The sequence below is a fragment of the Asticcacaulis currens genome, from assembly GCF_028550395.1.
Taxonomy (GTDB): domain Bacteria; phylum Pseudomonadota; class Alphaproteobacteria; order Caulobacterales; family Caulobacteraceae; genus Asticcacaulis; species Asticcacaulis currens.
On sequence record NZ_JAQQKW010000005.1, the window covers coordinates 1 to 11818 of the forward strand.

The window sequence follows — 11818 nt, forward strand, 5'->3', positions numbered from 1 at the left end:
TCGGGATTCACCTCGTCGGGCAAAGCAAGGCTAAGATGGGCAGCCACATCCGCAATCGACTGATGGCGATAAAGAGCGAGCGCTATCACCAGCCACACCACCTGCTCCGCAGGAAGTTTGCGGCGCCGTACACTCGCCTTGCCTGTCGCCGCTAAGGCCTGCGAGATCCACCCCACATCGACCGAGCGGGAAAGAGCCGTTAAATCAACATGATGTCCAATGCGAGCGCGCATGAAAGTAAAGCCAGAATGATGAACGAATCACCATCCTGGCTCATATATTTTACTGAATGATTCTTAAGTGAACCGCATTAGCCCCGCAGGACCGCCTTTTTGTAATGCCCACGACCAAAGATGCTGACCGCATCCAGCCGTTGAAGACACGAGAATGAAATACCAAGGGTCATTTTCAATGACCCTTGGTATTAGCTCAGCCCGGCTGCGGATTACGGCATCTTGACGCTGACCGAGACGCCGACAATGCGCGGTTCGTTCAGCACGGAGGCCATGTAGTTTTCGATCACACCCTTGAGGTTCTTCTCATTGGTGATGTTGCGGCCATACACGGCCAACTCATAGCCGTCCTTATGGTTGATATAGCCGAGCTTCAGACCGCCTTCGAAGGTGTTGTCCGAATAGAACTCCGCCGTCTTATAGAGGACGAAGTTGGTATAGCCCTGGAACACCCAGTCGGTCGAAGCGAACAACTCGCCATTGGCGCCGTAAGGGAGGCTGTAGCGCGCGCCGAAGTTGACCGTATATTCCGGTGCGTTCGGCAGCGGGTTGCCGTCGATCTGAGCGAAGGTGTTGCGGCCGACCGTGATGGTCGGGTCCTGCACGGTGCACACGACCGTATTGGTCGGATTGGCCGGCACGGTGTTCAGCGCGCAGACCTGAGCATAGACCTTCTTGTCCTTGATCTCGCTGTGCAGGAGGCTGACGCCACCCGTCAGGCTGAGATTGGTGATCGGACGCCATTCGGCTTCGGCTTCCAGACCGTAGGCATTGGCCTTGTCGGCGTTGAACAGCACGCCGTTGCCGTTGGAGTCGTTGCCGTTAAGCTGGATGTCCTTGACCTGATAGGCAAAGACCGAGGCATTAAGGCGCAGGGTGCGGTCGAACAGGCGGCTCTTGATGCCGGTTTCGACCGAGGTGGTGGTTTCCGAATCCGCCGTGGTGAAGTCGGAGTTGAACACCGCCGAACGGCCCTGAATGGTCGGACCGCGGAAACCGCGGGCGACGCGGGCGAACAGGCTGATGTCCGGATTGACCTCATAGAGGGCGCTCAGGTCCCAGCTCGGCTCCTTGCCGACCATCTTAACGTTGCGACGACCGCCATAGGTCACCGCACCGACCGCCGTGTCCGCCGTCTTCAGCAAACGGGTCGATTTGATGTCTTCGGTCTGACGCACACCGGCGGTCAGGGTCAGGGCCGGGGTGACCTTATAGGCGATCTGACCGAACACGGCCGACGACTTGTTCTCGTTCTTCAGACGCACCCAGTTGTTCGGGTTGGCACCGGTGAAATAGGCGCGTTGATAGAAGTCGGTCAGGTCCTTCGATTCGAAATAGTAGGCCCCGACCTGCCACGACAGGTTGCCACTGGTGTCGCTGGCCAGACGCAGTTCCTGTGTGTACTGGTCGAGGTTGTTCAGCTTGCCCATGCTCTGACCGTAGAAGGCCAGCGTGTCCTGACCGGCATTGCCGCCGTCCGTGTCGCCACGGCTGTAGCCATTGGCGGTTTCATAGGCGCTGATCGAGGTCAGCTTGACGCCGCCAAAGTCGTAATCGACCTTCACCGACGCGCCATTGGTGTGATAGGCCTGCGGATTGTTCTGGGCCTCGTCATAGGCGACCTTGTCCCAGTCACCCGCCGGTTCGTTGGAGCCCTTGGTCAGGGACTTACGACGGAACAGGGTCGAGGTGCCCTTATAGTTGCGGCCATGCACGGCGGCGAGGATCGAGAGGTCTTCGGTCGGCGTGTAGAGCAGTTGCAGACGGACATTGCCGTCCTCATAGCCGCCAAGAGCGTTGTTTTTCGGCGACTGGGTGGCATCGGCGCTGACGCCGCTATAGGTGTTGTCCACCCAGTTGTCGCGGCTCTGCATCAGGGCCGACAGACGGAACGACAGCTTGCCAGGGATCAGGGCACCACCGACGCCGCCATCGACGGTCAGAGTGCCATAGGTGCCGTAGGCGGCCGACAGACGGCCCTTATAGTCTTCCGACGGCTTGACCGAATCGAACTTGATGATACCCGCCGTCGTGTTGCGGCCGAACAGCGAGCCTTGCGGGCCACGCAGAACTTCGATCTGCTGCACGTCGAAGACCGGGGTGGACTTCAGCACGACGTGCTCCATCACCACCTCGTCCTGAATGATCGAGACGGGCTGAGACGCACCGAGATAGAAGTCGATATTACCAAGGCCACGGATATAGAAGCGCGGGAAGATACGGCCCGTGGTGGTTTCCGCATAAAGCCCTGGCACGCGACCCGACAGGGCCAGCACGTCTTCACCCGAGGTTTGCAGATTGCGCAGCGCGTCGCCATTCAGCGCCGCCACCGAAATCGGCACGCGCTGGATGTTTTCCGAACGACGCTGGGCGGTGACGATCACCTCCTGCGGATCGGCGGCCTGAGCGGCTGGCGACGTGGACTCTTGCGCTTGCGCGGCGCAGGCCAGCGACAGGACGCCGAGCGCCGTGGACAAAAGCAGGCCGGACTTGGCGGCCATCAGCTTGGACATAGGAACAACCCCATATGAAACGTTTAAGGTTGCCCTGCCTATGAGCGTGTCCACCCTTTAACAATCTCGGTTTTTTGATTTTTTTGCGACGCATATACGACAATGCCCGCAACCGAAAGTGCAATCGGTTGCGGGCATTGGAATTCAGGTGCGTAACTTTTTTGCCGCAGCGCGAAAGAACCGCTCAGGCTACGTCGCAGACTCGGAGTTTACCCGCTCAAACGTCGTCTGGCTCGCCGCAGGGGCGGCGACGCGCAGTCGCACGCTGTCCGAGTCGGCGGATTATTCCGCCGCCTCGTCCATGTAACTTTCCATCGGCGGGCACGAGCAAACCAGATGGCGGTCGCCATAGACATTGTCGATGCGGTTGACCGGCGACCAGTACTTATTGACCATCGCCCCCCGGGTGGGGAAGCAGGCTTCCTGACGGCTATAGGCGCGGTCCCACGTATCGGCTGCCAGATCGAAGATGGTGTGCGGCGCGTGACGCAGCGGGCTTTGCTCCGCCGTGAAGCGGCCATTGGCCACGTCGTCGATTTCGCGTTTGATGTCGATCATGGCGTCGCAGAAGCGATCCAGCTCCGTCTTGGCTTCGGACTCCGTCGGCTCGATCATCAGCGTGCCCGGCACCGGGAAGCTCATGGTAGGCGCATGAAAGCCGTGGTCGATCAGGCGCTTGGCCACATCGTCCACCGTCACCCCCGTGGCGTCCTTGATCGGGCGCAGGTCGATGATGCACTCATGCGCCACGCGGCCCTTTTCGCCACGATAGAGCACCGGATAGTGACCTTCGAGGCGCGCGGCGATGTAGTTGGCGTTGAGAATGGCCACCTCGGTCGCCTTGCGCAGGCCCTGATCGCCCATCAGAAGCATATAGGCAAACGAGATCGGCAGGATGGAAGCCGAACCATAGGGGGCTGCCGACACCGCCCCCGCCTCGCCCGTCTGCGGGTCCGACGGCAGGAAGGGTTTCAGGTGCGCCTTGACGCCGATGGGGCCCATGCCGGGGCCACCACCGCCGTGCGGGATGCAGAAGGTTTTGTGCAGGTTGAAGTGGCTGACGTCCGAGCCGTAGTGCCCCGGACGCGACAGGCCGACCTGCGCATTGAGGTTGGCCCCGTCGAGATAGACCTGACCACCCGCCGCATGGACGAGGTCGCAGATCTCCTTGATCGCCTCTTCGAAGACGCCGTGCGTGGACGGATAGGTGATCATGATGGCTGCCAGACTGGCCGCGTACTGATCGACCTTGAGCTTCAGATCGGCCATATCGACATTGCCGTCCTCGTCACAGGCGACCACCACGGTCTTCATGCCGACCATCTGGGCCGAGGCCGGGTTGGTGCCGTGCGCCGAAGCGGGGATCAGACAGATGTCACGGTGGGAATCGCCGCGCGAGAGGTGATAGCCCCGGATGGCGAGAAGGCCCGCATATTCACCCTGCGCGCCTGAATTGGGTTGCAGGGAGACGGCGTCATAGCCCGAAATGCCGCACAGATAGGCTTCAAGCGCGTCGAACATGCGCTGATAGCCCTTCGCCTGATCCTTCGGCGCAAAGGGGTGCAGGTTCGAAAACTCCGGCCACGTAATGGGGATCATCTCGGTCGTGGCATTGAGCTTCATGGTGCACGAGCCCAGCGGGATCATGGTGCGGTCGAGCGCCAGATCCTTGTCCGACAGGCGGCGCAGATAGCGCAGCATCTCGGTTTCCGAGCGATAGAGGTGGAAGACCGGATGGGTCAGGATGTCGTCCGAACGGCGAAGGGCCACCGGAATGGCCACGCCCTCGCCCGTACCGCCGTCCTTGCCAGCGGCAAAGGCCGCGATAACACGCGCCAGCACGGCGGGTGTCACGCTTTCATCCAGCGACACGCCGATATGGGCGTCATCGACGCGGCGGAAGTTGATGCCATCGGCGACCGCACGCGCGTGGATGGCGGCGGTGTCGGCACCGGTCTTCACCGTAATCGTATCGAAGGCGGCCCTGGTCACGACCTCAAAGCCCAGACCGCGCAGATGCGCCGCAAGGGCATTGGTCTTCTCATGGATGGCCGAAGCGATAGCCTTCAACCCTTCCGGACCGTGATAGACGGCGTACATGGAAGCGATGACGGCCAGCAGCACCTGAGCGGTACAGATGTTGGAGGTCGCCTTCTCACGGCGGATATGCTGTTCGCGCGTTTGCAGGGCCAGACGATAGGCCGGTTCACCGCGGCTATCGACCGATACGCCGATCAGGCGGCCCGGCATGGAACGCTTCAGGGCGTCCTTGACGGCCATATAGGCGGCGTGCGGGCCACCATAGCCCATCGGCACGCCGTAACGTTGCATGGAGCCAATGGCGATGTCGGCCCCCAGTTCACCCGGCGAGGTCAGAAGCGTCAGGGCCAGCGGATCGGCAGCCATCGACACGACCGCGCCCTTCGCCTTGGCAGACGCAATCACCTGACGGAAATCGCGTACCTCACCCGACGAGCCGGGATATTGCAGCAGGATGCCGAAAACCTCGGCGTCGATGTCGGTTTCCGGATTGCCGACGACGATCTCCCAGCCCAGCGGTTCGGCGCGGGTGCGGATGACGGCGAGCGTCTGCGGGTGGCAGTCGGCATCGACGAAGAAGCGATCGGCCTTGACCTTCGAGGACCGACGCGCCAGCGCCATGGCCTCAGCGGCAGCGGTCGCCTCATCGAGCAGCGAGGCATTGGCGACGTCCAGCCCGGTCAGATCGCACAACAAGGTCTGGAAGTTCAGAAGCGCCTCAAGGCGGCCCTGACTGATTTCCGGCTGATAGGGCGTATAGGCCGTATACCAGGCGGGATTTTCCAGAATATTGCGCTGAATGACGCCCGGCAGCAGCGTGCCGTAATAGCCCTGGCCGATCAGCGACACGAACGGCTTGTTTTCCGCCGCAATGCCGCGCAGATGCGCCAGCACCGCCTCTTCGTCCATTGCCTCGCCCACGCCCATGGGAGAACGTTCGCGGATGGCCACGGGGATGGTCTGGTCGATCAGGGCGTCGATATCGGACACCCCCAGCGCCGCCAGCATGGCGGAGATTTCGGCTTCGGACGGACCGATGTGACGACGGACAAAGGCGCCCTGTTCGACGGGCTGATTGGACTTGGACATGACTAATCCTTACATCCTCCCCTGCAAAGCAAGGGAGGTGGCGGGCTTGTCCCGCCACAGGGAGCAAAAAAAGCAGGTTGCGGGGTTGTATTCGAGCCCCCCACCACCGCATCTCGCGCTTCGCGCCTCGTGCGGCCCCCCTCCCCAGCGAGCTGGGGAGGTATAATTCAGAGAGTCGCCAGATAGGCTTCGTAGGCTTCGCGATCCATCAGCGCATCAAGCTGCGACGGGTTGGTCAGCTTGATTTTCGCGAACCAGCCACCGGCTTCCGGCACGGCATTGACGGTTTCCGGCGCATTGCCCAGCTCGCCATTGCCTTCGATGACCTCGCCATCGACCGGCGCATAGACGTCAGAGGCGGCCTTGACCGACTCGACCACGGCGAAGGCGTCGCCCTTGGTCAGGGTCTTGCCCGCTTCCGGGACCTCGACGAAGACCACATCGCCCAGCGCGTCGGCGGCATAGGCCGTGATGCCGACGAAGGCCGTGCCGTCGCCCTGATCCTTGACCCACTCGTGTTCCTTGGTGAATTTCATGATGACGACCTCTTAAGCCTTGGGTTTAAAGTTCATGTTGCCCTACCGCTTCGCTGCTTGAGGGCGGCGATGATATGAGTTAGGGACGAAGGGGATGGTGACGACTTCGCAGGCATAGGGTTTGCCGCGCACCTCCAGCTTCAGTTGCGTACCGGGCGCCGATTGCGTGGCGGGCACATAGCCCATGGCAATCGAATAGCCGAGCGTCGGCGACGGCACACCGGAGGTGACGATGCCGATGGCCTCACCCGCCTCGTTGAGAATTTTAGCCCCGTCACGGGCGGGCGGGCCTTCCAGCACGCGCAGCGCCACGCGGGTGCGTTGCGGGTTTTCGCGCTCCGCACGGATACGGTCGATGCCGCGGATGTCGCCGCGTTCCAGACGCGACTTCGACATACCAAAGCTCAGGCCCGACTCGACCACGCCATAGGTTTCGTCCATTTCGTGGCCGTAGAGCGGCATCCCGGCTTCGAGGCGCAGCGAATCGCGCGCGCCCAGACCGATCGGCTTCACCTGCGGGAAGGTCAGCAGCAGGTCCCACAGTTCGGCAGCGCGGGCGGCGGGGAAGCTGATTTCAAAACCGTCTTCGCCCGTATAGCCAGAGCGCGACACAAAGGCCGTTTCGCCCAGAATTTCAAACGTGCCGCAGTCCATGAAGTACATTTCACAGGCGGCGGGGCAGACCTGCGCTATCACTTCGCGAGCGCGCGGCCCCTGCAAGGCCAGAAGCGCGCGGTCGGCCAGGATGTCAAAAGTGCTGTCGCCCTTCAGGCTGGCGGCGATAATCGCGAAGTCCTGATCCTTGCAGGCGGCATTGACCACCAGAAAGAAACCCTCCTCTTCCGGACGCGACACCATCCAGTCGTCGAGAATGCCGCCCGCTTCGTTGAGCAGCAGTGAATATTTCTGCTTGCCGGGCTTCAGCGCGGCGAAATCCGTCGGCGTCAGGGCTTCGAGGGTGCGGACGGCATCTGCGCCGGTCAGGCGGGCCTGCCCCATGTGCGACACATCAAACAGACCGGCTTCGGCGCGGGTCCATTTGTGCTCGGCCATCACGCCTTCATATTGAACGGGCATGTTGTAGCCGGCGAACGGCACCATGCGCGCACCCAGCGCGACGTGACGGTCCTCAAGCGGAGTGGATTTCAGAGCGACATCTGTCATGCGCGGCCTCAGGGTTAGCAAACGTGCGGAATCGCAGAGCTTTTCACTAAAAAAGTCTGCCCCCGCTGTCCCTGTGACCTGAGAGATTTAGACCCGGTGGAGGGGCCGTTGCTCCGTCGGCGGATGTTCTAAAACATCACTTTCCAGCGTGTAGAATGACTTACGGTCCTTTGGCCTGAGCGTTTCCGGGGCGGTTGCGCCTTCGGCGGCATGACGAGTCATGCACTCTCCCGTGTGTCATCCCGCTTGTGCGTGAGGCGGGCCAAAGAGTCAATAGCCCCCTCTCGCACCCGTCTCTCGCTCCATGTCTCTCGCCGCCCTTCGCTCACAGTCGGGAGTTGCAACCTGTCCCCGTCCCCGGTGGCTATGCCTACACTCAGCGCATCAGCCAAGGAACCAAGCCATGACCACCACCCCTCAAGCCGAACCCGCCGCAGCCACGCTCAGCGTCGAAGTCCGCGACCTCTTTCACGGCAGTGCGCAGGGTAAGGTCGCTATCGACACCCTTGCCTTTCTGGTGATTTTCCTGAGCGCCCTGATGTTCGGGGCTTTCGTACTGGCGCGGTTCTACCGGCGTCAGAGCCCCTAACCGTTATTGACCACGACCTTGAGGTGGCCCTTTTCGCGCAGTTCCGGTGGATCATAGGCTTCCGGACGTTCGATGGTCGATTGCGGCCCCAGCAAGCGCGTGCGGTATCGGGTCATCTGCGGCAGCAGCGAGGCCTCAAGGTGCTCACGCCCGATTTCGACCACGCGATCGGCAAAACGCAGAATGTGCTTGTTGGGGTAGCGGCCGGGCGGACAGACAAGCACCAGTTCCTTCTTCGGAAACCGCTCCTTGAGATAACGCGCCGTCGCCGCATGATCGCCGTCAGCGGAAACCAGATAGCAGACATCGAACAGATTATCTTCGGCGTCCGAAGCAATCGACAAGGCCAGATTGACGTCGCCCTGCTTTTCGATGGCCAGATGCCACTGATGACCGCAGGCGTTGCAGCCGTCGATGGCCGACACAAAATGCCCCATGCGGCACAACACGCCGGAGGCCTGAAGCGCACGCATATAGTCTTCGTGGCGCTTCATTTTCGACTTGTTCTGCGGACGGAAGGCCGAGCACCACACGACGCGTTTGACGACTTCGTTTTCCGGCGTAATGGCCCAGGCCAGCGCCTTGAGATCCAGCCATTTCAGATAGGGACGCTTATAGGCATCAACCGCGTGATAGAGGTTGAAGCCATCATAATAGACAGCCGCGCGTTTGCGGAAGAAGGGCAGCCTGAAACCGCCTCCCCTGCCCCGTCCCGTTCCCGGTGCCGTGCCATTGCTTTTGGCTTTATCTGGCTGCGACATAGACCCCGAAACGACGCATGCGTTAACCCTCTGCTAACACTAAAGCGCATGTTTCGGCGTTTGTCAGTATCTTTCGGGTGACAGTTTTATTTTCACCCAACCGACGAATTATTGCGGCTTGACCTTGGCGAAGCGGAAGCGCTTGCCCTGACGGTTGAAGTCCACCATTTGCGGCGTCACGTCAAAGCCAACCAGTACCTCGAAGTTCGAACCGGCCACGGTCGAAGAGGCGCGCGGAATGACGATGTTTTCAACGCGCGTGGCCACGTCCACGGTCTGCTGACCGTTGAAACGCACCGGCAGGTCAAAATATTCCTTGGCCAGCACCGCCTTGTCGCGGTCCGTCACCGCCACCCAGTAGCGGTAGGTGTTGGTGTCGTCGGGTGCCTTCGGCCCCTTGCCCAGAGAAAAACCGATGACCATGGAGATCTCGATCGGTTGATCGCCCTTATAGGCGCAGTCAGACGCCACACCGTTGATCTGACCGGTCCAGGTTGCGTCGGCAGAGGCTTCCTTGTTGTCGGCGAATTCATGATAGCGCGCCGCTTCGTAGAGCACCTTCACATAGGGGCACGGGCCATCGGCGCGGCGCTTGGCCAGACGCAGGTCCTTCTGCTCCCATTCCGCGTCCTTCTTGGCGCGCTTGCTGGCATCGTCCTCGCTCTGATCACGGTCCTTGTCGCGGTTCCGGCTTTGCGCCGCGGCGAGGTCAGGCAGAATCGCCGCCGAAGCGACACCGGCCAGTGACAGACCAATCAGAAGCGCACGCAGTTTGGAAGACATTCAGGTCTCTTGAGCTTGAAAAGGCGAAAGGGCGCGGCGAAGCGCCCCCACTTAGTAGCGTCTCGTCTGCGATTTTCAAAGAGCTAAAGAGGGATGTGGGCGACTTCATGGCGAAGCGGTGTTGTGCATGATGCACAATCCATATGGCGCGCGACGGCGAAAACGCTTATCTAACACCCATGCCTGATGCTCCTCCCCCCAAACTGGCCCTCAAGCTGGCGACACCGCGCGGTTTCTGCGCGGGGGTCGATCGCGCCATCCAGATCGTCGAACGCGCCCTCGACCTTTATGGTGCGCCCGTCTATGTGCGCCATGAAATCGTCCATAACAAACACGTGGTCGATCGCCTGAAAGGGTTAGGCGCGGTCTTCGTCAAGGAGCTGGATCAGTGCCCGCCGGATCGCCCGGTGGTGTTTTCGGCGCATGGCGTGCCGAAATCGGTCCCGGCCGAGGCGCAATCGCGTCAGATGTTCTTCCTCGATGCCACCTGCCCGCTGGTGTCCAAGGTGCATGTGGAGGCCGAGCGCCATCACGAGGCCGGGCGTGAAATCCTGCTGATCGGCCACGCCGGGCACCCCGAAGTCATCGGCACCATGGGCCAATTGCCCGAAGGTGTGGTCAAGCTGATCGAGACCGTCGATGACGCCCGCAACTTTCAGCCCGCTGATCCCCAAAACCTCGCCTTCGTTACCCAGACCACCCTGTCGGTCGATGACACCGCCGATATCGTGGCCGAGCTGAAGGCGCGCTTCCCCGACATCTCCCTGCCGCACAAGGAGGACATCTGCTACGCCACCACCAACCGTCAGGAGGCGGTGAAGCGCGTCGCCGAAGACTGCGACCTCTTCCTCGTTATAGGGTCCAAAAAATCCTCCAATTCGCAGCGCCTCGTCGAGGTGGCCCTGCGCGCGGGGGCCAGATCGGCGCATCTGATCGACGATGCGTCCGAGGTGGACTGGGGCTGGTTTGCCGACGCCAGGACGGTTGGCGTTTCCGCCGGGGCCTCGGCGCCGGAAAACCTGATTGAGGCACTGATCAGCACCATCCATGAGCGCTTTGACGTGTCGATGAGCGAAGATAACGGCGTGCGTGAAACGGTGACTTTCAAGCTGCCGCGCGTGCTGACCGAAGCGTCCGCCTGAGATGAAGAAGGTGACCATCTATACCGACGGGGCCTGTAAGGGTAATCCCGGCAAGGGCGGCTGGGGCGCGATCCTCACCTTCGGCCCGCATGAGAAGGAACTCTACGGCTACGAAGCCGAGACGACCAATAACCGCATGGAGCTGATGGCCGTCATCATGGCGCTGGAGGCGCTGAAAGAGCCGTGCGAAATCGACTTGCACGCCGATAGCCAGTACGTCCTCAAAGGCATCAAGGAATGGATTCACGGCTGGAAGGCGCGCGGCTGGAAGACTGCCGACAAGAAGCCGGTGAAGAATGACGACCTGTGGATGCGCCTGGATGCGGCCCGTCAGCGGCACAGGATTCACTGGCACTGGGTAAAAGGCCACGCCGGACACGAGATGAACGAACGCGCCGACGGGCTAGCCAACAGGGCGATTACGGAAGCGACGGCGGCGTTTTAAAAAGATTGTGGGGCCCGGCGCTCCCGCCGCGAAGCGGTCGCACGAAATCGAGGCCCCCTGTCTTTTTCCCTAATCGAAGTCGAAAATATCCAGCATATCGAAGCCCTTTTTCTTCTTGCGATGGCCGTACTTGTCGTACTCGATCTTGCGGCCATACTTATCGTATTCGACGGGCCGCCCGTACTTGTCCATCTCAGGCGGACGCTGCTGATGATAGGGCTGTTGCGGATAGGGTTGCGGCGGTTGCTGATAGTGAGGTTGCTGTGGCGGCACATAGGGTGCCGGTTGCGGCGCGGGCTGCGCCACAGGGCCCCCGGCGGCGAGCGACAACAGCTTTTCCAGTTCACCGCGATCCAGCCAGACGCCGCGACACTGGGTGCAGACGTCGATCAGTATGCCCTCCTTCAAAACCTCACGGAAATCCCCCCGGCAGACGGGACAATGAAGGGCAGACATGATTTCTCTCCTGTGAAGATAAGGCTACGGAACAGACATTGGACCGTCAGCGCCGGGCTTCAAGAGC

Annotated in this window: 11 protein-coding genes and 1 riboswitch; of the genes, 3 read left to right on the top strand and 8 right to left on the bottom strand. The window is 61.2% G+C overall.

The genetic code is table 11. The features are described 5' to 3' along the window. The 5 genes from PQU94_RS09350 to gcvT form a co-directional block, all read right to left on the bottom strand. The coding region (locus PQU94_RS09350; RefSeq protein WP_368407073.1) for a transposase domain-containing protein at window positions 1-233 on the bottom strand (233 nt) is incomplete at its 3' end. Between the two features lie 212 nt (window positions 234-445). After that, on the bottom strand, window positions 446-2746 hold the full coding sequence (locus PQU94_RS09355; protein ID WP_272741206.1) for a TonB-dependent receptor: 2301 nt from the start codon (window positions 2744-2746) through the stop codon (window positions 446-448). A gap of 282 nt (window positions 2747-3028) precedes the next feature. Beyond that, entirely contained in the window at window positions 3029-5875 is a 2847-nt protein-coding gene (gene gcvP / locus PQU94_RS09360) for an aminomethyl-transferring glycine dehydrogenase (protein WP_272741207.1), read from the bottom strand. Between the two features lie 167 nt (window positions 5876-6042). Beyond that, on the bottom strand, window positions 6043-6411 hold the full coding sequence (gcvH, locus tag PQU94_RS09365) for a glycine cleavage system protein GcvH (RefSeq protein ID WP_126420758.1): 369 nt from the start codon (window positions 6409-6411) through the stop codon (window positions 6043-6045). A gap of 42 nt (window positions 6412-6453) precedes the next feature. Beyond that, entirely contained in the window at window positions 6454-7575 is a 1122-nt protein-coding gene (gene gcvT / locus PQU94_RS09370) for a glycine cleavage system aminomethyltransferase GcvT (RefSeq protein WP_272741208.1), read from the bottom strand. Window positions 7576-7728: 153 nt separating this feature from the next. Beyond that, window positions 7729-7818: riboswitch (glycine riboswitch) on the bottom strand. Window positions 7819-7978: 160 nt separating this feature from the next. Here gcvT and PQU94_RS09375 point away from each other — a divergent pair. After that, window positions 7979-8164: a hypothetical protein gene (locus PQU94_RS09375; protein ID WP_272741209.1), complete on the top strand. Its 186-nt coding sequence runs from the start codon at window positions 7979-7981 to the stop codon at window positions 8162-8164. Here the strand turns inward: PQU94_RS09375 and PQU94_RS09380 are convergent. Further along, window positions 8161-8925: an NYN domain-containing protein gene (locus PQU94_RS09380; RefSeq protein WP_272741210.1), complete on the bottom strand. Its 765-nt coding sequence runs from the start codon at window positions 8923-8925 to the stop codon at window positions 8161-8163. The two genes, PQU94_RS09375 and PQU94_RS09380, sit on opposite strands and share 4 nt — an antisense overlap. Window positions 8926-9033: 108 nt before the next feature. Next, window positions 9034-9708, bottom strand: coding sequence for a Tat pathway signal sequence domain protein (locus PQU94_RS09385; RefSeq protein ID WP_272741211.1), 675 nt, complete (start codon window positions 9706-9708; stop codon window positions 9034-9036). 179 nt (window positions 9709-9887) lie between these two features. Between PQU94_RS09385 and ispH the strand changes: the two genes are divergently transcribed. Together ispH and rnhA are read left to right on the top strand one after the other, a co-directional pair. Next, window positions 9888-10850: a 4-hydroxy-3-methylbut-2-enyl diphosphate reductase gene (ispH, locus tag PQU94_RS09390; protein ID WP_272741212.1), complete on the top strand. Its 963-nt coding sequence runs from the start codon at window positions 9888-9890 to the stop codon at window positions 10848-10850. A gap of 1 nt (window position 10851) precedes the next feature. Further along, on the top strand, window positions 10852-11295 hold the full coding sequence (rnhA, locus tag PQU94_RS09395) for a ribonuclease HI (RefSeq protein ID WP_272741213.1): 444 nt from the start codon (window positions 10852-10854) through the stop codon (window positions 11293-11295). A 69-nt stretch (window positions 11296-11364) separates the two neighbouring features. Here the strand turns inward: rnhA and PQU94_RS09400 are convergent, their stop codons facing one another. Next, the gene (locus PQU94_RS09400; RefSeq protein ID WP_272741214.1) at window positions 11365-11751 is read right to left on the bottom strand and encodes a TFIIB-type zinc ribbon-containing protein; all 387 of its coding nucleotides are present in this window, start codon (window positions 11749-11751) and stop codon (window positions 11365-11367) included. Window positions 11752-11818 lie beyond the last annotated feature (67 nt).

What these genes read in the sequence shown, in the direction of transcription:
- PQU94_RS09355 (WP_272741206.1), bottom strand. Translation starts at nt 2,746, where the DNA reads ATGTCCAAGCTGATGGCCGCCAAGTCCGGCCTGCTTTTGTCCACGGCG.
- gcvP (WP_272741207.1), bottom strand. Translation starts at nt 5,875, where the DNA reads ATGTCCAAGTCCAATCAGCCCGTCGAACAGGGCGCCTTTGTCCGTCGT.
- gcvH (WP_126420758.1), bottom strand. Translation starts at nt 6,411, where the DNA reads ATGAAATTCACCAAGGAACACGAGTGGGTCAAGGATCAGGGCGACGGC.
- gcvT (WP_272741208.1), bottom strand. Translation starts at nt 7,575, where the DNA reads ATGACAGATGTCGCTCTGAAATCCACTCCGCTTGAGGACCGTCACGTC.
- PQU94_RS09375 (WP_272741209.1), top strand. Translation starts at nt 7,979, where the DNA reads ATGACCACCACCCCTCAAGCCGAACCCGCCGCAGCCACGCTCAGCGTC.
- PQU94_RS09380 (WP_272741210.1), bottom strand. Translation starts at nt 8,925, where the DNA reads ATGTCGCAGCCAGATAAAGCCAAAAGCAATGGCACGGCACCGGGAACG.
- PQU94_RS09385 (WP_272741211.1), bottom strand. Translation starts at nt 9,708, where the DNA reads ATGTCTTCCAAACTGCGTGCGCTTCTGATTGGTCTGTCACTGGCCGGT.
- ispH (WP_272741212.1), top strand. Translation starts at nt 9,888, where the DNA reads ATGCCTGATGCTCCTCCCCCCAAACTGGCCCTCAAGCTGGCGACACCG.
- rnhA (WP_272741213.1), top strand. Translation starts at nt 10,852, where the DNA reads ATGAAGAAGGTGACCATCTATACCGACGGGGCCTGTAAGGGTAATCCC.
- PQU94_RS09400 (WP_272741214.1), bottom strand. Translation starts at nt 11,751, where the DNA reads ATGTCTGCCCTTCATTGTCCCGTCTGCCGGGGGGATTTCCGTGAGGTT.